Here is a 22263-nt window from a genome sequence, read left to right as displayed (position 1 = left end):
TGACGGCGAGTTGGGCTGTTGATTCAGGGGTAAAGTTTTCCCCGCCGCCGCCGATGCTCATTCATGTATGTGATTGCCGAGGGTCGCCGGGTGCGACCCGGAACACAAGGAGGCCCGCCTTGGGATCGAACACGATCAAGGTGCTGTGCGTTGATGATTCGGCGCTGATTCGCGATCTGCTCAGCGAGATCATCAATGAGCAGCCCGACATGGAAGTCGTAGCCGTGGCGCCCGACCCACTGGTCGCCCGGGATCTGATCAAACGGCACAACCCTGATGTGCTGACGCTGGATGTCGAGATGCCGCGGATGGATGGGCTCGACTTCCTGGAGCGGCTGATGCGGCTGCGGCCGATGCCGGTGCTGATGGTGTCGTCGCTGACCCAGGCGGGCTCGGAGGTGACCCTGCGCGCCCTGGAGCTTGGCGCGGTGGACTTCGTGGCCAAGCCGTCACTGGGCATCCGCAGCGGCATGATGGAGTACGCCAACGACATTGCCGAGAAGATCCGCGCTGCCGCCAAGTCGCGCCCGCGGCAGGCGCGGCGCAAGGATGCCCCGGCACCGGCACGCCTCAAGGCGCCGCTGGCCTCCAGTGAAAAGCTGATCATCATCGGCGCCTCCACGGGGGGCACGGAGGCGATTCGCGCCGTGCTCGAGCCACTGCCGGCCAACAGTCCGGCCATCCTGATCACCCAGCACATGCCGGGGGGCTTCACTCGCTCCTTCGCCGAGCGGCTCGACCGGCTGTGCCGGATCACCGTCAAGGAGGCCAGCGACGGCGAGCGGGTACTGCCGGGGCATGCCTATATCGCCCCCGGCGATAGCCACCTCAAGCTGGCCCGCAGCGGCGCCAACTACGTGGCGCGGCTGGATGACGGCCCGCCGGTCAACCGGCACCGGCCTTCGGTGGATGTGCTCTTCCATTCGGCGGCGACCCAGGCGGGGCGCAACGCCATCGGCGTGCTGCTCACCGGCATGGGCAAGGACGGCGCGGCCGGCCTGCTGGAGATGCGCCAGGCCGGCTCGCCAACCCTGGCTCAGGACGAAGCCAGCTGCGTGGTGTTCGGCATGCCTCGCGAGGCGATTGCCCTGGGCGGCGCCGTTGAGGTGATTGGCCTGGATGCGATACCCGAGCGGCTGATGTCGCTGGTGGCGGCATCGGGTCGGGCTCAGCGGGTATGACCCGCCGGTAAGGTGACCCGCCAAGTCATGTGATCTGCTTAGTACAACAACGACGATAATCGCGCTCCCTGAAACCGAGCCTGAAATCGAGGAAATGCCGACATGAGCCGACTGATCCGCAATATCAGCATTCATGTATCTGTCATCATGGCCCTGGTGAGCTTCGCCGTGCTGATTGGTCTGGTGGCGCTGCTGTCGGCGCTGTCCGACCGCCAGGCCGCTCAGACTATGGCAGAGCTCAACCAGATCAACGTTCAGCAGCTCAATGAAATCAACCGCGCCGACGCGCTGATGAACGCAGCGCGGGTCAACCTGGAAATCGCCTCTAACCAGATCATGCTGGGACGCATGGCCCAGGCCAACGAGATGCTCGATGTCGCCGCGGACCAGCTCGACCGCAGCGAGCAGCGTTTCGCCAACTTTGCCGCCACCCCCAAGACCGAGGCCGGCCAGGCCCTGTCCGACGGGCTGGAGAGCGATTTCGCCGTCGTTTTGGACATGGTCCGGGCGCAGCACACCGCGCTTGACCAGCTCGATACGCCGGGGTTTAACGACCTGCGCGATGACCTGATGGGGCCCAGCGAGGCGTTGGGCGAAAGCATGACGGCTTTCGTTGCTCACGGCTTTGCCAGTGGTGAAGCGGCGGTGGTGAGTTTTAATACCCAGGCCGAGCGCTTCGAGTGGATCAAGCTTGGTGCCCTGCTGCTGGCCGCCGTGGTGCTGGTGCTGGTCTATCTCGGCCTGCGCATGACGGTGATTCGCCCGCTCAACAAGGCGGTGGCCAACCTGCAGACCATCGCCAAGGCCGACTTGACGGGTCGCATTCCCGAGGGCAGCCGCAACGAGGCGGGGCAGCTGTTCAATGCCATGCGCGACATGCAGCAGAGCCTGGTGCGCATCGTCGGCGAGGTGCGCGGCAGCAGCGGTTCCATCCATATCGGGACCCGGGAGATCGCCAGCGGTAACGCCGACCTGTCGTCGCGTACCGAGCAGCAGGCGGCCTCGCTGGAGGAGACCGCCTCGAGCATGGAGGAGCTCACCGCCACCGTTCGCCAGAACGCCGACAATGCCCGTCAGGCCAGTGGGCTGGCGCAGGAGGCCTCCACAACGGCGGAGCGTGGCGGCCAGGTAGTGGAGCGCGTGGTGGCCACCATGGACGGGATCACCGAAAGTTCCCAGAAGATCAGCGACATCACCGGCATGATCGACTCCATCGCCTTCCAGACCAACATTCTGGCGCTCAACGCCTCGGTGGAGGCGGCGCGGGCGGGCGAGCAGGGCCGTGGTTTCGCCGTGGTTGCCGGGGAAGTGCGCAACCTGGCCAGCCGCAGCGCCACGGCGGCCAAGGAGATCAAGACCCTGATCGACGGCTCCGTCACCCAGATCAAGGATGGCAACCAGCAGGTGCGCGAGGCCGGCGAGACCATGAGCGACGTGGTCAAGGCGGTGCGCCGGGTCACCGACATCATGGATGAGATCTCGGCCGCCTCCCAGGAGCAGAGCGACGGCATCGAACAGGTCAGCCAGGCGGTGGGCCAGATGGACCAGGTGACCCAGCAGAATGCCTCGCTGGTGCAGCAGGCCACCGCGGCGGCCGCCTCGCTGGAGGAGCAGGCCAGCCGCCTGGAGCAGGCGGTGGCCGTGTTCCGACTCGTCGGGGATGGTGCGGCACAAACCGGCGCAGGCCACTCGGAGCGCGACCGTCAGCCGAGCGCCGCCGCGGCGCCCGCTCAGCCGACCCCGTCGCGCCAGCTGGCCGCAGTGGACCCCAAGCCCCGCCGCCAGGCCACGCGGCAGGAGTCCGTCGCCGAAGGCGAGTGGGAAGAGTTCTGAATCACGATGGCGGGCGATCCGTCATCATCTGACGCACGATATGTAGAGAGGATTCCTGATGGCCGACAAGAACATGAGCTTTCTGGTGGTCGACGACTTCCCGACCATGCGCCGGATCGTTCGCAGCCTGCTCAAGGAGCTGGGATACACCAACGTCGAGGAGGCCGAGGATGGTCAGGATGCCCTGAGCAAGCTGCGCTCCGGTAGCTTCGAGTTCGTGGTCTCCGACTGGAACATGCCCAACCTCGACGGCCTGGAGATGCTCAAGCAGATCCGCGCCGATGATGCCCTCAAGGACCTGCCGGTGCTGATGGTTACCGCCGAGGCCAAGAAGGAAAACATCATCGCGGCCGCCCAGGCCGGCGCCAGCGGCTATGTGGTCAAGCCCTTCACGGCCGCCACCCTGGAAGAGAAGCTCAACAAGATATTCGAGAAACTGGGCAAGTGATGCCGACGGGCCCGGCCCGCCGGTAAACAGGAGAGGACATGATGAGCGCAAATGAGCAGCCAGACGAGGCCCAGCAGTCCGGCGGCGGCGAGGATCTGGTGCAGCGCATCGGCCAGCTGACGCGCATGCTGAGGGAGAGCATGCGTGAGCTGGGGCTGGACAAGGAGATCGAAAAGGCGGCCGACGCCATTCCCGACGCCCGGGACAGGCTCAGCTATGTGGCGACCATGACGGAGCAGGCGGCCGACCGGGCGCTGAACGCCATCGACCGGGCCCAGCCGCTTCAGGATGCCCTGAGCGAGCGCGCCGAGGCGCTGGACAAGCGTTGGGCGGCGTGGTTTGCCGAGCCCATGGAGCTCGATCAGGCGCGCGAACTGGTGACCGAGACCCGCGCCTACCTGGGGGACGTGCCGGAAAAGACCCAGGCCACCCAGAAGGAACTGCTCGAGATCATGATGGCCCAGGACTTTCAGGACCTGACCGGCCAGGTGATCAAGAAGATGATGGATGTGATCCGCGAGATCGAGCATCAACTGGTGCAGGTGCTGATCGACAACGTTCCGGATGAGCAGGGGCGTGAAAACATGCAGCGCAAGGCCAATGACCAGTGGGAGAACGACGCCCGGCGCCGTGAAGAGGGCCTGCTCAATGGCCCCCAGATCAAGCCGGAAGGGGCCGACACCGTGGCCAACCAGGATCAGGTGGATGATCTGCTCGACCAGCTAGGCTTCTAGCTCCCGCCCCAGTTTCTTGCTCGACTCAGCGTTAGCGCCGTCGGTCATGGTCGATAAGGCCACGATCATCGGCGCTTTTTGGCGTATTACCCCTTCCCGCTTGCCCCCACAATGGCCATTGTGCACACGAATGCCCGGTAGCTGGCCATGGCCGACGAAAGCAGTGATCAGGAAAAGACCGAAGAGGCCACGCCACGACGCTTGCAGAAGTCCCGGGAGGAGGGGCAGGTAGCGCGATCCCGGGAGTTGACCACCTTCATGCTGCTGCTGGGTGGCGTGGTGGGTTTCTGGGCCATGGGCGGCATGCTCTACGACCAGCTGGGGCTGGTCATGGAACAGGCCTTCCTGTTCGAGCGGAATCAGGCCTTCGAGACGGGGCCGATGCTCAGCAATGTGCTGGAGCTTGCCGAGCGTACCCTGCTGACCATGCTGCCGCTGTTTCTGCTGCTGGCGCTGATTGCCCTGGTGGCGCCGGCGCTGCTGGGGGGCTGGCTGATCTCGGCCAAGTCGCTCAAGCCGCAGCTCTCCAAGCTCAACCCCATGAAGGGGCTCAAGCGCATCTTCGGCGTGCAGGCGCTGGCGGAGCTGGCCAAGGCCATTGCCAAGTCGTTTCTGGTGGGCGGGGTAGGGATGTCGTTTCTTTACTTCAATCGCGGCGAATACCTGTCGCTGCTCGACCAGCCGACCACCCAGGCGCTGGCTCGCGCGCTGATGCTGGCTGCCCAGGCCTGTGGGCTGATGGTGCTGACGCTGGTCGTGGTGATCCTGATCGACGTGCCCTACCAGCTGTGGAGCCACGCCAAGAAGCTGCGCATGACCAAGGAGGAGGTCAAGCGTGAACACAAGGAGTCGGAGGGGGATCCTCATCTCAAGGCGCGGATCCGCCAGCAGCAGCAGGCCATGTCGCGGGGGCGCATGATGAGCCAGGTCCCCGAGGCGGACGTGATCATTACCAACCCCACCCACTACGCCGTGGCGTTGAAGTACGATGAGGCGGGCATGACCGCCCCCCGGGTGGTGGCTAAGGGTGCCGATGCCGTGGCCGGGCGCATTCGCGAGCTGGGCCGCGAGTCGCAGGTGCCGCTGCTGGAGGCCGCTCCTCTGGCCCGGGCCCTGTATCATCATGTGGATCTCGATGCCGAGATTCCGCTGGAACTCTATACCGCAGTGGCGGAGGTGCTGGCCTGGGCCTTCCGTCTCAAGCATGTGACGCAAGAGGGGGGAGAGGTGCCACCAACGCCCGAGAATCTGACGGTACCGCCTTCCATGGCGGCGCCCGGCGACCCAAACGTCGCCGGCGGGGATGACGCGAGCGGGGCACGCCAATGAAATCGCTCAGCCATTTCCTGGGACGCGCCGACTGGATGGGCGACGCGCGCATGAAGCTGCTGGCAGGGCCGGTCCTGATCCTGATGATCCTGGCCATGATGATCCTGCCGCTGCCCCCCTTTGCGCTGGACATGCTGTTCACCTTCAATATCGCGCTGGCGGTGATGGTGCTGCTGGTCAGCATGTTCACCCAGAAGCCGCTGGATTTTGCCGCCTTCCCCGCGGTGCTGCTGTTCACCACCCTGCTGCGGCTGTCGCTCAACGTGGCCTCGACCCGGGTGATCCTGATGGAGGGTCACGCCGGGGGGGACTCGGCCGGCAAGGTCATCGAGGCCTTCGGCCAGTTCCTGGTCGGCGGCAACTTCGCTGTGGGCCTGGTGGTCTTCCTGATCCTGGTGATCATCAACTTCATGGTCATCACCAAGGGCGCCGGGCGCATCGCCGAGGTGGGCGCGCGCTTCATGCTCGACGCCATGCCCGGCAAGCAGATGGCCATCGACGCCGACCTCAATGCCGGCCTGATCGGCGAAGACGATGCGCGCAAGCGGCGCGCCGAGGTGGCCCAAGAGGCCGATTTCTACGGCTCCATGGACGGTGCCAGCAAGTTCGTGCGCGGCGATGCCATGGCCGGTCTGGTGATCATGGTGGTCAACGTGATCGGCGGGCTGCTGATCGGTATGCTGCAGCACGGCATGGACTTCGGCGATGCCGCCCGCACCTATACGCTGATGACCATCGGTGACGGCCTGGTGGCGCAGATTCCCGCCCTGGTGATCTCCACTGCGGCCGGTGTCACTGTGTCCCGGGTCAACACCGACCAGGATGTCGGCCAGCAGATGATCAGCCAGCTGTTCGTCAATCCCCAGGTGATGATCCTGGCAGCGCTGGTGATGGGCATGCTGGGCATGGTGCCGGGGATGCCCAATCTGGTGTTCCTGCTCTTCACCGGGCTGCTCGCCGGCCTGGCCTGGGCGCTGATGCGCCAGAAGGAACAGCAGCTGGTGGCCGAGGAGATCGCCGCCGAGCCACCACCGGCCCCGGAGGCGCCGGAAGCCAGCTGGGACGATGTCCAGCTGGTGGATACCCTGGGCCTGGAGGTGGGGCATCGGCTGATTCCGCTGGTCGACCAGCGCCAGCAGGGGGAGCTGCTTGGCCGCATCAAGAGCGTGCGCAAGAAGTTTGCCCAGGAAGTGGGCTTCTTGCCGCCGGTGGTGCATATTCGCGACAACCTGGAGCTGGGTGCCAACACCTATGTGATCACCCTCAAGGGGGCCGAGATCGGCCGCGCCGAGGCTTTTCCGGGGCAGTGGCTGGCCATCGACCCCGGCCAGGTGACCGGCCAGCTGCAGGGCACGCCCACCGAAGATCCGGCCTTCGGCCTGCCGGCGGTGTGGATCGACGGCAGCCAGCGAGAGCACGCCCAGGTCTACGGCTACACGGTGGTGGATGCCGGTACCGTGGTGGCCACCCACCTCAATCACCTGCTGCATCGCCATGCGCCCGAGATGCTGGGGCGTGCCGAGGTGCAGAAGCTGCTCGACAAGCTGGGCGAGGAGCAGAAGTCGCTGGTCGAGGACGTGGTGCCCAAGCTGGTCAGCCTGACCGCACTGCAGCGCATCCTGCAGAATCTGCTCGACGAGGATGTCTCGATTCGCGACATGCGCACCATCCTCGATACCCTGGCCGAGTACGCGCCCCAGCAACAGGATCCCAACGAACTCACCGCGCTGGTGCGCGTCAGCCTTGGCCGGGCGATCACTCAGCAGTGGTTCCCGGGACAGGATACCCTGCACGTGATGGGCCTGGAGGCACAGCTCGAGCAGGTGCTGATGCAGGCCATGAGCGGTAACGGCGCCCTGGAGCCGGGTCTGGCCGAGACCCTGATGACCCAGGCGGAGCAGGCGCTGGCACGTCATGAGGCAAGCGGCGAGCCGCCGGTGCTGGTGGTACAGCACAGCCTGCGCCCGCTGCTGTCGCGCTTCCTGCGCCGGCGGCTGCGCCACCTGGTGGTGATGTCCCAGGCGGAAATTCCCGATGACCGGACACTGCGCGTCACGACCCTGGTGGGAGGTCGTCAGACGTGATAGCTCGACACAGCTGGGAGGTCGATAAGCGATGAGCGTCATGCGTTTCGTAGCAGCCAACAGCCGGGATGCCATGCGCCAGGTGCGTGAGGCGCTGGGTGACGACGCCCTGATCCTGGCCAACCGGCGGATCGACGAGGGGGTCGAGATCCTGGCCATGGTGGAGTCGGCGGTGGATGCCGCGGCGGCCGAGTCCAGGCCGGGCCGCCAGGCGCCCGTCGCAACGCCTGCCGCCCCGCCGGCGCCGACACGCCCGCAACCCGAACGTCCGGAACCGGCACGTCCGGAACCGGCACGTCCGCAACCGGCACGTCCGCAACCGGCCCCTTACGGCACCGAGCCGACGCCTGCTGCCGCGCCCGGCGGCTTCGAGTCGATGAGTGCGCAACTGCTCGAGGAGATGCGCGATATGCGCAGCCTGCTGGCCCGCGAGCAGGCCAAGCGGGAGCCCGACGCCGGCGGGCGGCGCGAGCAGCTGCAGCGGGTGCTGCTGGAGGCCGGCTTTCGCCTCGACCTGGCCCAGGAGGTAGTGGCGGCGCTGCCCGAGGAGCTGGCCGGGCCGGGCAGCGTGGACGAACCGACCATGGCCTGGCTGCACCGCCAGCTGTTGATGCGGCTGCAGGGCCCGGACGACGAGGCGGCCTTCATGGACCGCACCGGCATCGTCGCCCTGATCGGCCCTACCGGGGTGGGCAAGACCACCACCACCGCCAAGCTGGCCGCCCGCTACGTGCGCCGTCATGGCACCCGGCCGGTGGCGCTGGTGACCACCGACAGCTTTCGTATCGGCGCCCATGAGCAGCTGCGCATCTATGCGCGACTGCTCGACGTGCCGATGTACGCCCTCAACGCCGACCAGCCGGTCTCCGACCTGCTGACGCGCATGCAGGGCAAGTCCTGGGTGATCATCGACACCGTGGGCATGAGCCAGCGTGACCAGCGGGTCATCGAACAGGTGGCGCACCTGCGCGGTGGCGCCTCGCCGGTGCGGCTGGTGCTGGCGCTCAACGCGGCCAGCCAGGCCGAGACCCTGGAAGAGGTGGTGGTCCGCTATCGTCAGGCGGCCCAGGCCGCCGGGGCAGAGTTGACGGACTGCGTGATCACCAAGCAGGACGAGGCGGGGCGGCTTGGCCCGGTGCTGGGTATCATCATGCGCCACGGTCTGCGCCTGCTGTTCGTCTCCCATGGCCAGCGGGTGCCGGAGGACATGTCGGTGGCCGACCCGGACGCGCTGATCCGTCAGGCCCTGGAGAGTCGCGTGCCAACGACGGATACCCCGCCCGGGCCGGCCAGCGAGCCCGTCGGTCGCTCGCGCAGCCTACTCGGCCAGGGGCGCCGGCTGGCGACGCTCCTGCAGTCGCTGCGCCAGCGTCTCGACGGTTTTCGAGAGTTCGAAGCGGTGTGGGACCTACTGGGGCTGCCGCCCTCGGTTCAGCAGACGCGGCTCGAGACGCTGCTTGCCGCCTACCCGGCTCATGGGCAGGCGCTGGGCATGCTGTGGGGGGATCGCCGCCGGGTCAAGGGGGAGCGCTGGTCGATGCCCGACCTGGCGCTTAACCCCGACGGCCACTGGCTGGCCCTGCCGCTGCTGCAGCACCGCCAGGTGGCCGGCCAGCAGGCCCGGCTGGAGGACGTCTTCTATCGGCTAGGGGTCAGCGTGCACCTGCTGGTGGGCCTGCCGGACGCCGAGGCGAGTCGCTGGCTGGAACAGCGTCAACTGACCTGGTCGAGCCTGGTGCGCGGCAGCCAGCGGGTCGACCATGCCGGTGAGCGTCAGACGCTGTCGGCACTGGCCGAGTTGGCCGAGCCGCTGGATGAAGTGGGCTGTCGCTTCCGGGGGGGGGCGGCCCGGCTGGCGCTTTCCACCCTGCCGGTGGCACTGACCCCCAAGGGCAATCGCCGCGATGCCGAGCTGATGCCGGTTCAGGCCTGGTTCGGCTCCCTGCGCGACGCCGAGAGCGGCAGGTCGCTGGCCAGCCGCTACTGGGTGACCCCGGGACGGCTAGGCCAGGAGCCCGCGCCGCTGCTGCTCTCGCAGCTGCAGGGCGATGCCCTGGCGCCGCTGACGCGCCGGGCCTGGCAGCAGCTCGACCCGCGGGAACTGGGCGAACTGCGCCCGGATGCCCGCCTGCTGATGGCCGGCGGACTCGCCGCGGTGGCCGCGCACCTGGACCTGGCCGACGACGATGCGGCCATGGACCTCAGGGCCGAGCTGTTGGGGCTGAGCGGAGGGCGTCGCCGGCGGCGCGACGTGGCGCTGCTCGAGGCGCTGGTACAACTGTTCCTGGTGCGCGATGCGATTCGCCACCTGGGGCTTGGTGAGCGGGAGACGGAGTAGATGGGCATGGATCAGGCAGCGGGCTTGCGTCAGTGGGCGTCCGCCTCGGGGCAGGCGTCGTCGGCGGAGCAGTGTCCACAGCACGTCGCCGAGGCGCTGCTTGCACTGGCATCGCGCGATGCCCCCGGCGGCTCGCCGGCTCGGCAGCCGGCCCCCACGGCCAGTGCCGGGAGGCCGCGCCATGCAGCAAGGTCCCCGGACTCGGCGGCCACCCTGATGGTGGTGGGCCTGCCGGGCAGTGCCGAGCGCCATACTCGGCGGGTGAGCGAGCTGCTGCAGGTGTGGGCCGACGAGGGGCGCCGCTGGGTGGGCGATCCCCGTGCCTGGCGGGTGGTGGCACTGGCGGCCGATAGCCCACACCTGCCGGTGTTGGCCGGCCAGCAGTCGCGCTGGGCGCTTTGGGTCGACAGTGACGCCGAGGCGTTTCGGCGGGCCTATCGGGTGCTCAAGCAGGTGGCCGAGCAGGGCGGTCCGCAGCGGCTGCTGGCGGTCCACCCGCCGGACGTGGGGCCGGAAGGGCTGCTCGAGAACCTGCGCTGCGCGGCGGATCGCTACCTGGGTATCGACCTGCTGGTGCTGGCGCGATGAGTCGCTGTCGTGCAGGAATCGGGCTTGGGCTGGCGCTGAGCGCGGTGCTGCTGGTCGCCCAGGTTCAGGCGGCGGGAAGCTGGGTGGCCACGGCGCCCTCGGTCCGGGTAGCCATGGTGGATCGGCCGGCACACTCGGCGCCGCTCACGACGTCTTCGCCGGCGCTGGCCCAGGGGCAGTGGATCGGCCGGGTGAGCTGGCAGTACCGACTGCCGCCGGGCGGCGAGGTGCAGGCTTGGCTTTGCCACCCGGGACACTGCGTTGCCCTGTCCGGGCCGCGGGGCCAGACCGAGGCGCTTGCCGGGCTGCCGGCCGATGCGCCGCTGCATTTTCGCTTTGCGCTGCGCGATCAGCGCCAGCGTGCACTGACGCTGCAGGGGCTACAAGTGATCGTGAACCATGAGCCGCCAGACATGAACCGTACGACCCCGCCCGGGCGGGAGTGACGGCCGCGAGATGACAGCATGTACACAGCACGAGGCAAGATAGATCAGGGCGATCTGCTCAACGAGTACCTGCCGCTGGTAAGGCGTCAGGCGCTCACGCTGCAGGTTAGGTTGCCGGCGAGCATCGAGCTGGATGACTTGATCCAGGCCGGCATGGTCGGGCTGCTCGAGGCGATGGGGCGCTATGATGCGGCCCAGGGGGCCAGCTTTGCCACCTTCGCCAGCCAGCGCATTCGTGGCGCCATGCTCGATGAGCTGCGCAGCCGGGACTGGTTGCCGCGCAGCGTGCGCCGCAACGCCAGGGCGGTGGATGAAACCGTGCGCCGGCTAGAGCAGCAGCTGGGGCGTCCCGCCGAAGAGACCGAGATCGCCGCCGAACTGGACATGGATCTAGAGGACTATCGGCAGCTGCTCAACGATACCAACAGCGGACACCTGCTGCCCTTCGAGGCGCTGCTCGAGGAAGGGGTGGAGCCGGGGGTGGACGATGCCGCTGTCGATACGCCCTTCAATCAGCTCATCGATCAGCAGAAGCGGCAGCAGCTGGTGGCAGGCATCGAGGCGCTGCCAGAACGGGAGAAGCTGCTGATGGCGCTCTACTACCAGGAGGAGCTCAACCTCAAGGAGATTGGCGCCGTGCTGGGCGTGACCGAGTCCCGGGTCTGTCAGCTGCATAGCCAGGCGGTCAGCCGGCTGCGGGCGCGCCTCGCCAACCGCGACTGAGGTCGGCAGGCTGGAAACGATCGGCCGGGAGGGCGGCGCCAGGGTGCCGGGGATGACGCCTCACAGATGCCCCATCAGCGAGCGCGTGCTGTCCAGGGCGTCCAGGTAGCACTGGTGCAGCCGGTCGGACGGCGTCTGCGAGTCGGAGGCTTCCAGCTGGCGCTCATGGTCCTCGCAGAGCTGCAGTACCGCCCCCAGAGCCCCTTCGCGGTGTCTCAGCGCGCGCAGGATCGGCTGGCTTAGCGGCAGCTGCTCGAAGAGGGTGTCGCGGTCCTGCTCGAGCAGGGCGTCCATCAGCGAGAAGAGCCCGGTGGTGAAGGCGTCCTCGGGGTCGAGCTCGGCGAAAGGCGCCGACAGGTTGCGGCACATGAAGGCGCGCTGCAGCGCCATGCGCAGTACGATCCGCGAGGAGGGCTGCAGGCTGGCCAGGGTCAGGGTCAGGATCAGGCGGCGCAGCTCGATCTGGCCGAGTACCTGCATGCCGCGGGACAGGTCGACCTCCTTGCCGCCGCGGTTGAAATAGCTCGAGTTGGCGCGCCGCAGTATGGCCACGTGAAGGTGTGGCATCTGTACGACCAGTTCCTGCAGCGTTTGCAGGTCGGTGTCGTCGTCGTAGAGGGCGCGAATCAGGCGAATCTGTGCAGCCCGGTTGCCGTGCCGGCCGCGCGGCCGGGCGGCGATGAAGCTGGGGCGGGCCAGATAGTCGCCATTGTAGAAGTGGCAGCCCATTTGGCGGTAGCGCGCCAGCTCTTCGGGGGTGCGGATGTTTTCCACCAGCAGCTTGATCTTGCGCTGGGGTAGCTGCGCCAGGAGATCGGCAGCGAGCGCGTCGGTGGAGGCCAGCGTCACGATATCGGTGCGCGGCAGCAGCGCCTCGACATCCTGGTTGAGCAGGCTGGCGGGGACTACGACCCGGTAGCCGCGCTCGCGGATCTCGTCCAGCCGGGCGAGCAGGGTGTCATCGACCCGCTCGGCGTCGGCGACGCCGAGTGCCATGCGCGGGGCCGGGGTGGGCAGCAGCTCCGGGCGATCCAGCCATTCACTTGGCAGGGTGGCGAACAGCGTGCGGTTGCCCAGCAGGCCGGCATCGCCAAGCTCATAGACGGCGCTGGCCAGGGCGCGTGCTGCGGCCGCCATGGTATCGTCACTTTCCGGATCATCCTGCTGGCGATATGCGACCCGGTCCGCCACGTGCCGATGGTCGGCATCGTGGATGGGATGAAGGGCGATGGTGCAAGGGTCGATCTCCAGCTGCTCTGTCATGCCTGTCTGCCTTTCTGCTGGTGCGCACGTGACCAGAATCGTTCACATGATACGGGATGCAGGCCACGGCGTCCCCACCGTGCAGCGTTGAATGCTATTGCGCCCGTCAATGGCGCGGCTCGTTGCCCGGGTCAGGGCGTACCGGGCTCGTCGAGGGCTTCGCGCAGCGCTTCCAGCCGGGGTGACAGGCCGGTGGCGAGGGCTTCGAGCTGGGGGCGGGCATAGTAGAAGCCTTGCTGGTGGGTCAGGCCGTTGCGCCCCAGCCACAGTGCCTCCTCCCGGGTCTCGACGCCTTCGGCGACCATGTCGATGGCAAGCGCGCGGCCGAGATCGGCGAGGGCGCGCAGGATCGCCTGGCGGCGGGGGTCACTGTCGCAGCCCATGATCAGGACGCGGTCCAGCTTGAGGCGGTCGGGGCGAAGCTCGGTGAGCAGGTCCAGGTTGGCGTAGCCGTTGCCGAAGTCGTCAAGCGCTGTGGCAAAGCCCATCTCGCGGTAGGTCTCGATGATGCGCTGCAGGTGGCCCTGATCCTGCACCTTCTCGGTCTCGGTGATCTCGAACACTAGGCGCTGGGTGGGCCAGCCCACCTGCTCGGATATCGCCAGGGTGGCCTGGATGCAGGCCATGGGTTCGTAGACGGCGTTGGGCAGGAAGTTGATCGACAGGTCTTCCCGCATGCCCAGCCGGCTGGCCAGCTCGATGGCCCTCACCCGGCAGGCCTGATCGAAGCGGTAGAGCAGCTCGGGCGTGACCTGCGACAGGATGCTGACGGCCGACTCGCCGGTGGGGCCGCGCACCAGGGCTTCGTGGGTGGTTACCCGAGCCGAGGTCAGCTCGACGATCGGCTGGAAGGCCATGGTGAACTCGAACGGCAGTGCACCATCACAACGGGCACATTTGCCCTTCACTTCAGCGCATTGGCGCATGTCGGCTCCTTGTACGCTGGAGACATTGCTGTTCTCTTGTTGTCGGCCGTTTACGCCAACACTTGAGGCCGGGCATCGACCAAGCCTCAAGTTTCGGTCGTCGCGGCCGATGACATGGATCAAGACTCGACGCCCCGCAGTTAGGAGCCCTAGATGAACCCATCAACGATTATCGGCATGTTGGCGAGCATTGTCCTGCTGGTCAGCGTGCTTTTCTTTACCGCCGAGTCGCCCCAGAGTTTCATGAACTTGCCCGGGCTTGCCATCGTGCTGGCCGGTACCATGGCGGCCACCTTCATCAGCTACCCGCTCAGGGAGGTGCTGCGCGTGGTGCGCCTGGTGGGCCTGGTCTTTCGCCGTGAGAACACCTATACCCGCGACGATATCAAGGAGCTGGTCGATATGTCGCGGCTGTGGTTCAAGGGCGATGTCAGGGCGGTTGAGGAGGCGCTGGAGAAAACGCGCAACCCCTTCCTGCGCACCGGCATCCAGCTGGTGATCGCCAACACCAAGGAGCAGGAGATCTTCGATCTGCTGCGCTGGCGCATTGCCCGGCTCAAGGCGCGTGAGCACGCCGAGGCGCAGATCTTCCGCACCATGGCGACCTATGCGCCGGCCTTCGGCATGATCGGCACCCTGGTGGGGCTGGTGAACATGCTGGAGGTGATGGAGGCCGGGGATCTGCACGTCATCGGCCCGCGCATGGCGGTGGCGCTGCTCACCACCTTCTACGGCATCTTGCTGGCCAACCTGGTATTCAAGCCGATTGCGGTGAAGCTGGAGCGGCGCACCGAGGAGCGCCTGATCGCCATGAACATGGTGCTCGAGGGCATCTCCCTGATCACCAAGCGGCGCCTGCCCTCCTTCATCGAGGAGACCCTGAACTCCTTCGTGGCCAACTACCACGACGAGATTAGGGATCCGTCCGCCGGGCGCCGCGGCTCCGACGAGGCCGGGCAGAATGCTTGACCGCTCGACCCGCGACACCCTGCAGCCGATGACCGGCGACGGTGACGGCGAGGGCTGGCTGATGAGCTACCTGGACGTGCTGACCCTACTGATTACCCTGTTCGTGCTGCTGCTGTCGATGATGGGTAACGGCATGGCGACCCAGGGGAGCCAGTATGGGGGGCAAGCCGATCAGCAGATCACCCCGGAGGCCCGGGTGGCGGCACTGGTGGTGGCCGGGCGACTGTCGCCGGGGCTGCAGCCGCGCCATGACGGGCTCCAGCCGCGCTTCTCCGGGCTCGATATCGAGGGGGTCAGCGTCGATCAGGGGCAGCAGGGGATCACCCTGCGCATCGACGACAATCTGCTGTTCGCCAGCGGCCAGGCGGAGCTCACCGTCCAGGGCCGGGAGGTCGTGGCCAGCCTGCGCGAGGTGCTCGACGCCTTCGACGGCGAGATCTCCGTGGAAGGCCACACCGACAGTATCCCCATATCCACTGCGCGCTTTCCCTCCAATTGGGAGCTCTCCTCGGCGCGCGCCATCGCCGTGCTGCGCCATCTCGACGAGGTGGGCGTCGAGGCCAAACGGATGCGCGCGGTGGGTTATGCCGACACCCGGCCGCTGGAGAGCAACGAGACGGCAGAGGGGCGTGCCGCCAACCGTCGCGTGGAACTGTTGCTGCGCAAGGGCGTCGGTGCGCTTTAGCTGGGGAAAAAGGAAGGATGGTTCGCTCTCCCGACACGCAAGCTCTCTGGAGTAAGGTCTCAATTTGATGCGAAGTGACGTCCAACAACGGCATCGGCGCTGGTCGGCCTGGCAGGCGACGCTGCTCTACGGCGTGTCGCTGCTGGGCCTGCTGGTGGTGATGGTCTGGGCGCTGATGGAGCGCTATGAGCGCGATCTCGACGAGGCTCGCGACAAGACCCTTGCCCACGGCGAGCTGGTGGCCGAGTGGGCCACCGGCGCCTTCACCAGTATCGACAATACCCTGAGTGGCCTGGCGAATCTCTTTGCCCTGTCGCTGGAGGGGGGCGACCGAATCGATGAGCCGCTGGTCGAGGCCTTCGAGACCCTGGTCTCCCAGCGCCAGCGGAACCTGCCGTTTCTCGATGCGATCGGTATCATCGGCCATACCGGCGACACCCTCTATTCCACCGGCAGTCCAGGTTTTCCCGGGCACGACGCCGGGGAGCGTGCCTTCATCCGCGACTTCCTGCAGTCCCCCGAGGCTGCGCTCGAGTCGGTCTACTGGGACCCGGAGGCCGGCGACCACCGCATGCTCTATCTACGCCGCATGTTCGATGCCGAGGGGCGCTTCACCGGGGTGGCAGCGGCGCGTCTCGACCTGTTCTTCTTCACTCATGCCCTGCAGCGAATCCAGCTCGGCGCAGGGGAGAGCATCGCCTTCATCGACAGCGACATGCGCCTGATCGCCAGGCGCCCCGGAGTGCAGGGCATGTCGGCCACTGAGGCGCTGGGCATGACAGTGGATGCGCCGGCGGTGGCCGAGGTGATCGATGAGCCCAATGGGCATACGGTCATCCTGACGTCGCCGCTGGACGGCGACCGGCGGATCTTCGGCATCAGCCGGCTCGAGGGCCTGCCGTTCTCGGTGATCGTGGGGCACAGCACCGCCAGCGTGCTGGCCGACTGGCGCCAGAAGGTCATGGTGTTGACGCTGGGCTGGCTGACCATTGCCGTGCTGGGACTGTTCATCCTGCTGCACTACCTTCGCCTGTCGCGCACCGAGGCCGATCTGCACCGCAGCGAGGAGCAGTTGTGGGAGATCAACCGCTCGCTGCAGGCCGAGCTGCGCATCGCCGACATGGCCTTCGATACCCATCTGGGGATGTTCATCACCGATGCCCAGGGGATCATCCAGAAGGTCAACCGCACCTTCGAGTCGATCACCGGCTATGGCGCGGAAGAGGTGCTGGGCCGGAACCCGCGGCTGCTCAACTCGGGTCGCCACGACGCCGCTTTCTATCGCGACATGTGGACGACCATCCACTCCCGGGGGAGTTGGCAGGGTGAGGTCTGGAACCGCCGCAAGAACGGTGATACCTACCCCCAGTGGGTTACCATCAGTGCGGTGAGGACCGACTCCGGCGAGACTACCCACTATGTGGCCACCCTCAGCGACATGACCCTGCGCCGCGCCGCCGAGCAGGAGGCCCATCGGCTGGCCTTCTATGATCCGCTGACGGGGCTGCCCAATCGGCGCATGATGCTCGATCGGGCCGATCAAGCCATCCACAAGGCCCGACACAGCGAGCATCAGGGGGCTCTGATGTTCATCGACCTGGATGGATTCAAGCACATCAACGACAGCCTGGGCCACCAGCAGGGCGATGAGCTGCTGCAGCGGGTGGCCGAGCGGGTGGCCGAGGCGAGCCGAGAGTCGGATCTGGTGGCCCGACTGGGTGGCGACGAGTTTGCCGTGCTGCTCGAAGACCTGGGCGGCTCCATCGACGAGGCCTCGAAGGTGGCCGAGCGCGTGGCCAGCAAGCTGCTGGGCAGCCTGGCCGAGCCCTTCCGGCTCGGGGTGGACCGCTATCAGCTGTCGGGCAGTATCGGCATTACCCTGCTGGATGACGGCAGCCAGAGCGTGGAGGACTGCCTGCAGCAGGCCGAGATGGCGATGTATCAGGCCAAGCAGGCCGGCCGCAACACCCTGCGCTTCTTCGACCCCGTGATGCAGGCGGTAGCGGTGCGGCGCGCCATGCTCGAGAGCGACCTGCGCCAGGCGGTGAGCCGCGATCAGCTGCGCCTCTTCTATCAGCCGCAGGTGGATGAGCGCGAGCGGATTACCGGGGTCGAGGCGCTGCTGCGCTGGGAGCATCCCGACTACGGCATGGTGCCTCCGGGCGATTTCATTGCCGTGGCGGAGGAGAGCTACCTGATCGTCACGATCGGCGCCTGGGTGCTGGAGACCGCCTGCCGTCAACTGGCTCGCTGGTCATCGGAGCCCGACAAGGCCGGGCTGACCATGGCGGTCAATATCAGCCCGCACCAGTTCCAGCAGCCCGACTTCGTGGCCGACCTGGAGGCGATCCTGGACAGGACGGGGGCAAGGCCGCAGCGCCTCAAGCTGGAACTCACCGAGTCGGTCTTCATGGAGGAGCCGGATGTCGCCAAGGCGACCATGAACCGGCTCCGGGCGATGGGCATCCGCTTCTCGCTGGATGACTTCGGCACCGGCTATTCGTCGCTTTCCTACCTGAACCGGCTGCCGCTGGATCAGCTCAAGATCGACCAGTCCTTCGTGCGTACCCTCTTCAAGGACCCGGCAAACCGGGTGATCTCCGCCTCCATCATCAGCCTGGGCAGCAACCTGGGGCTAGAGGTGATCGCCGAGGGGGTGGAGACCCAGGCCCATTGCGACTGGCTGGCCGAGCACGGCTGCACGGCGTATCAGGGCTATCTGTTCGCGCGCCCGCTGCCCCTCGAGGCGCTCACCGCGCTGCTGGAGCGCTCGACCTGTGCCGCCGGACACTGATCCGGCGGTTTGCGATGGTTGATGCCGGCTTCCGGCGGCGGGGTCTCAGTCCTCGACGCGGCCAAGCAGCAGGAATTCGATCAGCGCCTTCTGGGCGTGCAGGCGGTTGCCGGCCTCCTGCCATACCACGGCGCGGGGGTCGTCTAGCAGGGTCTCGCTGATCTCCTCGCCCCGATGGGCGGGCAGGCAGTGCAGGAAGAGGGCGTCTGGCTTGGCCCGGTCGAGCAGCGCCTCGGTGACCTGGAAACCGGCGAAGTCGGCCTCGCGCTTGGCCTGCTCCTCCTCCTGGCCCATGGAGGCCCAGACATCGGTGGTCACCAGGTCGGCGCCGCTCACTGCCATGGCGGGGTCGCGCAGGATCGTCACTCGCTCGCCCGCGGCCTCGAGAATGTCCTGGCGCGGCTCGTAGCCCTCGGGGCAGCAGATACGCAGCTGGAAATCGAACCGACGGGCGGCGTTAATCCAGGAGTGGCACATATTGTTACCGTCACCCACCCAGACCGCGGTGCGCCCCTTGACGCTGCCGCGTAGCTCGGTCCAGGTCATGACGTCGGCCAGCAGCTGGCAGGGGTGGTAGTCGTCGGTGAGGGCGTTGATCACCGGCACCGCGCTGGCGGCGGCGTAGCGCTCCAGGCCCTGGTGGGAGAAGGTGCGGATCATCACCGCGTCGACCATTTCCGCCAGCACGCGAGCGGTGTCTTCGACCGGCTCGCCCCGGCCCAGCTGGGTGTCGCGCGGCGAGAGAAACAGCGCATGGCCGCCGAACTGGGTCATGGCGGTCTCGAAGGAGACCCGGGTCCGGGTCGACGACTTCTCGAAGATCATCGCCAGGGTGCGGTTGGTGAAGGGCGAATAGCTCGGTCCCTGGGTCCGCAGGCGGTTCTTGATCGTGATCGCCCGCTGGATCAGGTAGTGAAGCTCGTCGGCACTCAGGTCCAGCAGGGTCAGGAAATGGCGTGTCGCCATGAGGGATCTCTCCGCGCGAAAAAACCCCCATCCTAGCCAGCCGGCGGGGGATGCGCAATGCGCCCGGCATCAGTAGAATGAAGGCCAGCATAAAAAGGCTGAGTGCCATGCTCGGGTATTGCCCCGGCAGCCTCGGCGTCCACGTGACCCAACAGGGAGCGCACATGAGCACGACCATCGAGAACATCCAGCGTCAGATCGGCGAGAACCCCATCCTTATCTACATGAAGGGCACCCCGCAGCTGCCGCAGTGCGGCTTCTCCGCCCAGACCGTCCAGGCCCTGATGTCCTGTGGCGAGCGCTTCGCCTTCGTCAACGTGCTGGACAATCCCGATATCCGCGCCGAGCTGCCCAAGTACGCCAACTGGCCCACCTTCCCGCAGCTGTGGGTCGAGGGCGAACTGGTCGGGGGCTGCGATATCGTCGCGGAGATGCACCAGAGCGGCGAGCTGGAGAAACTGATCAAGGAAACCGCCGCCAAGCACAAAGACGACGCCTGACCCGGCTGCGCCCGGCGCATCAAGCGGTAAGCGATAGGCCGCAGGAAGCAGGCCCGCCAGAGCTATGGCGGGCCTGCTGCATTTGGGGGAGAAGGCTCATTTCATGGATCCCTCGCTCCTCGCTCCTCGTCCCTAGAACCTCGCCCCTCGCCCCTCGCACCTCGCACCTCGCCCCTCGCCCCTCGCACCTCGCACCTCGAACCTAGGCTTCCTCCATTCCCTGCTCGCGCTGGGCCAGGGCCCAGCCGCCAAGGTCCTTGTAGCGATTGACGATGGCGCAGAACAGCTCCGCCGTGCGCTCGGTGTCGTAGCGGGCGGAGTGGGCTTCCTGGTTGTCGAAGGGGATGCCGGCGGCCCGGCAGGCGCGGGCCAGCACCGTCTGGCCGTAGACCAGCCCCGACAGGCTGGCGGTGTCGAAGCTGGAAAAGGGGTGGAAGGGGTTGCGCTTGATGCCGCAGCGCGCCACGGCGGCGTTGAGAAAACCGTGGTCGAAGGCGGCGTTATGGCCCACCAGCACCGCCCGGGTGCAGCCGTGGGCCTTGATCGACTTGCGCACCGGGCGGAAGATCTCGCCCAGGGCTTCGGCCTCGCTCAGGGCGACGCGCTGGCGCAGCGGGTCGTCGAGCTTGATGCCGGTGAAGTCCAGCGCCGACTGCTCGACGTTGGCGCCCTCGAACGGCTTGATGTGAAAGGCGTAGGTGGCATCGGGCAGGAGATTGCCCTCGGGGTCCATGGTCAGGGTCACGGCGGCGATCTCGAGGATCGCGTCGCGTTCGGCGTTGAAGCCGCCGGTTTCCAGATCCACTACCACGGGCAGAAAACTGCGGAAGCGCTGGGCCATCAGCTCGCGGGCGATCGCCTCGCTCATTAGGCTCTCCTTAGTGTGGCATTCCATCCTTGACAAGGGAAACACTGCACAAATGCCTGCGCGAGCGAATCGCTGCGTTGCGCGGTGCGCGGAAGCCTCACATATACCCCATATGCTCCGGTTCCTGTGCTCCGTGCGCCTTGCGCTTCATCTCGCTCGACAATTTGTTCAGCGCTTCCCAAGGTCGAAGCCGGATCGAAGTTCACCTGCTGCACAGGCGCTGCGTGAAATGGCCGAAAGTCTAGCAGCTTGGTTGCGACACGTCCCGCCGCCGGTATTCGCCGCGGCGCTGCCACGCTATAATCAGCGGCCCTAGACGTTCATCACAAGGAGCCCCAGCATGTCCGATGTCAAGAAGGTCGTGCTCGCCTATTCCGGCGGCCTGGACACATCCGTCATCGTCAAGTGGTTGCAGGAAACCTACGACTGCGAGGTCGTGACCTTCACCGCCGACATCGGTCAGGGCGAGGAGGTCGAGCCGGCCCGCGCCAAGGCAGAGGCCCTGGGCGTCAAGGAGATCTACATCGAGGACCTGCGCGAGGAGTTCGTCCGCGACTACGTTTACCCGATGTTCCGCGCCAATACCATCTACGAGGGCGAGTACCTGCTCGGCACCTCCATTGCGCGGCCGCTGATCGCCCGCCGCCTGATCGAGATCGCCAACGAGACCGGCGCCGACGCCATCTCCCACGGCGCCACCGGCAAGGGCAACGATCAGGTGCGCTTCGAGCTGGGCGCCTATGCGCTCAAGCCCGGGGTCAAGGTCATCGCCCCCTGGCGCGAGTGGGACCTGACCTCCCGCGAGAAGCTGATGGCCTACTGCGAGCAGCACGAGATTCCCGTGGATTTCTCCAGCGGCAAGAAGAAGTCGCCCTACTCGATGGACGCCAACCTGCTGCATATCTCCTATGAGGGCGGCATTCTCGAGGACCCCTGGGCCGAGGCCGAGGAGGACATGTGGCGCTGGAGCGTGTCGCCGGAAGCTGCGCCGGATCAGCCCACCTATGTGGAGCTGACCTATGAGAAGGGCGATATCGTCGCCATCGACGGCAAGGCCATGAAGCCCCACGAGGTGCTCGAGACTCTCAACAAGCTGGGCGGTGACAACGGCATCGGCCGGCTCGATATCGTCGAGAACCGCTACGTGGGCATGAAGTCCCGCGGCTGCTATGAGACGCCCGGCGGCACCATCATGCTGCGTGCCCACCGCGCCATCGAGTCGCTCACCCTGGACCGGGAAGAAGCCCACCTCAAGGATGAGCTGATGCCCAAGTACGCCGAGGTGATCTACAACGGCTACTGGTGGAGCCCGGAGCGTCGTATGCTGCAGGCTGCCATCGACGAGACTCAGAAGAACGTCTCCGGCGTGGTGCGCATGAAGCTCTACAAGGGCAATGCCACGCCGGTGGGCCGCAAGTCGGAACAGTCGCTGTTCGACGAGTCCATCGCCACCTTCGAGGACGACGCCGGCGCCTACGACCAGAAGGACGCCGAGGGCTTCATCAAGCTCAACGCCCTGCGCCTGCGTATTGCTGCCGGTAAGGGCCGCCAGCAGGACTAAGCCTCGTAACCACTCTCTTCATTGCGA

At 66.7% G+C, this 22263-nt stretch carries 19 protein-coding genes; 15 read left to right on the top strand and 4 right to left on the bottom strand.

Annotated elements, in window-relative coordinates:
* Positions 1-119: 119 nt before the first annotated feature.
* The 10 genes from HOP52_RS00215 to HOP52_RS00170 all read left to right on the top strand — a co-directional run bounded on the left by HOP52_RS00215 (position 120) and on the right by HOP52_RS00170 (position 11704).
* Positions 120-1181, top strand: a complete 1062-nt coding sequence (locus HOP52_RS00215; protein WP_238974749.1) for a protein-glutamate methylesterase/protein-glutamine glutaminase — start codon at positions 120-122, stop codon at positions 1179-1181.
* A gap of 102 nt (positions 1182-1283) precedes the next feature.
* On the top strand, positions 1284-3014 hold the full coding sequence (locus HOP52_RS00210) for a methyl-accepting chemotaxis protein (protein ID WP_238974748.1): 1731 nt from the start codon (positions 1284-1286) through the stop codon (positions 3012-3014).
* Between the two features lie 58 nt (positions 3015-3072).
* Positions 3073-3462, top strand: a complete 390-nt coding sequence (cheY, locus tag HOP52_RS00205) for a chemotaxis response regulator CheY (protein WP_238974746.1) — start codon at positions 3073-3075, stop codon at positions 3460-3462.
* A 41-nt stretch (positions 3463-3503) separates the two neighbouring features.
* Complete coding sequence (cheZ, locus tag HOP52_RS00200; protein WP_238975397.1) at positions 3504-4196, top strand: protein phosphatase CheZ; 693 nt, start codon at positions 3504-3506, stop codon at positions 4194-4196.
* 147 nt (positions 4197-4343) lie between these two features.
* Positions 4344-5525, top strand: coding sequence for a flagellar biosynthesis protein FlhB (gene flhB / locus HOP52_RS00195; RefSeq protein WP_238974744.1), 1182 nt, complete (start codon positions 4344-4346; stop codon positions 5523-5525).
* Positions 5522-7609 carry a flagellar biosynthesis protein FlhA gene (gene flhA, locus HOP52_RS00190; protein WP_238974742.1) on the top strand — a complete coding sequence of 696 codons (2088 nt, stop codon included), beginning with the start codon at positions 5522-5524 and terminating at the stop codon, positions 7607-7609. The genes flhB and flhA overlap by 4 nt, the downstream gene beginning before the upstream one ends.
* A 40-nt stretch (positions 7610-7649) precedes the next feature.
* Positions 7650-9947: a flagellar biosynthesis GTPase FlhF gene (gene flhF, locus HOP52_RS00185; RefSeq protein ID WP_238974740.1), complete on the top strand. Its 2298-nt coding sequence runs from the start codon at positions 7650-7652 to the stop codon at positions 9945-9947.
* 6 nt (positions 9948-9953) lie between these two features.
* The gene (locus HOP52_RS00180; protein WP_238974739.1) at positions 9954-10535 is read left to right on the top strand and encodes a hypothetical protein; all 582 of its coding nucleotides are present in this window, start codon (positions 9954-9956) and stop codon (positions 10533-10535) included.
* A complete protein-coding gene (locus tag HOP52_RS00175) occupies positions 10532-10981 on the top strand; it encodes a flagellar protein FlhE (protein WP_238974737.1) in 450 nt (149 codons plus the stop codon). Before HOP52_RS00180 ends, HOP52_RS00175 begins: the two co-directional genes overlap by 4 nt.
* An 18-nt stretch (positions 10982-10999) precedes the next feature.
* On the top strand, positions 11000-11704 hold the full coding sequence (locus HOP52_RS00170; RefSeq protein WP_238974735.1) for an RNA polymerase sigma factor FliA: 705 nt from the start codon (positions 11000-11002) through the stop codon (positions 11702-11704).
* A 60-nt stretch (positions 11705-11764) separates the two neighbouring features.
* Here HOP52_RS00170 and HOP52_RS00165 read toward each other — a convergent pair whose 3' ends face one another.
* Together HOP52_RS00165 and HOP52_RS00160 are read right to left on the bottom strand one after the other, a co-directional pair.
* Positions 11765-12967 (bottom strand): EAL and HDOD domain-containing protein, encoded by a 1203-nt coding sequence (locus HOP52_RS00165; RefSeq protein ID WP_238974733.1) that lies wholly within the window; start codon positions 12965-12967, stop codon positions 11765-11767.
* Positions 12968-13098: 131 nt separating this feature from the next.
* Positions 13099-13893, bottom strand: coding sequence for an EAL domain-containing protein (locus HOP52_RS00160; protein WP_238974731.1), 795 nt, complete (start codon positions 13891-13893; stop codon positions 13099-13101).
* Between the two features lie 153 nt (positions 13894-14046).
* Here HOP52_RS00160 and HOP52_RS00155 point away from each other — a divergent pair, with 153 nt between their 5' ends.
* The 3 genes from HOP52_RS00155 to HOP52_RS00145 all read left to right on the top strand — a co-directional run bounded on the left by HOP52_RS00155 (position 14047) and on the right by HOP52_RS00145 (position 18341).
* The gene (locus HOP52_RS00155) at positions 14047-14862 is read left to right on the top strand and encodes a motility protein A (RefSeq protein ID WP_238974729.1); all 816 of its coding nucleotides are present in this window, start codon (positions 14047-14049) and stop codon (positions 14860-14862) included.
* Positions 14855-15547 (top strand): OmpA/MotB family protein, encoded by a 693-nt coding sequence (locus HOP52_RS00150; protein WP_238974727.1) that lies wholly within the window; start codon positions 14855-14857, stop codon positions 15545-15547. Before HOP52_RS00155 ends, HOP52_RS00150 begins: the two co-directional genes overlap by 8 nt.
* Before the next feature lie 67 nt (positions 15548-15614).
* A complete protein-coding gene (locus tag HOP52_RS00145; RefSeq protein WP_238974725.1) occupies positions 15615-18341 on the top strand; it encodes a bifunctional diguanylate cyclase/phosphodiesterase in 2727 nt (908 codons plus the stop codon).
* Positions 18342-18386: 45 nt separating this feature from the next.
* Here the strand turns inward: HOP52_RS00145 and argF are convergent, their stop codons facing one another.
* Positions 18387-19307 carry an ornithine carbamoyltransferase gene (argF, locus tag HOP52_RS00140; RefSeq protein ID WP_238974722.1) on the bottom strand — a complete coding sequence of 307 codons (921 nt, stop codon included), beginning with the start codon at positions 19305-19307 and terminating at the stop codon, positions 18387-18389.
* A 164-nt stretch (positions 19308-19471) separates the two neighbouring features.
* Between argF and HOP52_RS00135 the strand changes: the two genes are divergently transcribed.
* Complete coding sequence (locus tag HOP52_RS00135; RefSeq protein ID WP_238974721.1) at positions 19472-19807, top strand: Grx4 family monothiol glutaredoxin; 336 nt, start codon at positions 19472-19474, stop codon at positions 19805-19807.
* A 202-nt stretch (positions 19808-20009) separates the two neighbouring features.
* Here the strand turns inward: HOP52_RS00135 and rnt are convergent, their stop codons facing one another.
* Positions 20010-20675, bottom strand: coding sequence for a ribonuclease T (gene rnt, locus HOP52_RS00130; RefSeq protein ID WP_238974718.1), 666 nt, complete (start codon positions 20673-20675; stop codon positions 20010-20012).
* 340 nt (positions 20676-21015) lie between these two features.
* Between rnt and HOP52_RS00125 the strand changes: the two genes are divergently transcribed.
* Complete coding sequence (locus HOP52_RS00125; protein WP_238974709.1) at positions 21016-22236, top strand: argininosuccinate synthase; 1221 nt, start codon at positions 21016-21018, stop codon at positions 22234-22236.
* Positions 22237-22263 lie beyond the last annotated feature (27 nt).

This window comes from Billgrantia campisalis, from assembly GCF_022341425.1.
In the GTDB taxonomy this organism is placed as follows: domain Bacteria; phylum Pseudomonadota; class Gammaproteobacteria; order Pseudomonadales; family Halomonadaceae; genus Halomonas; species Halomonas campisalis.
Note: the sequence above shows the minus strand (reverse complement) of the source record. Positions and strands in the feature narration are given on the sequence as shown.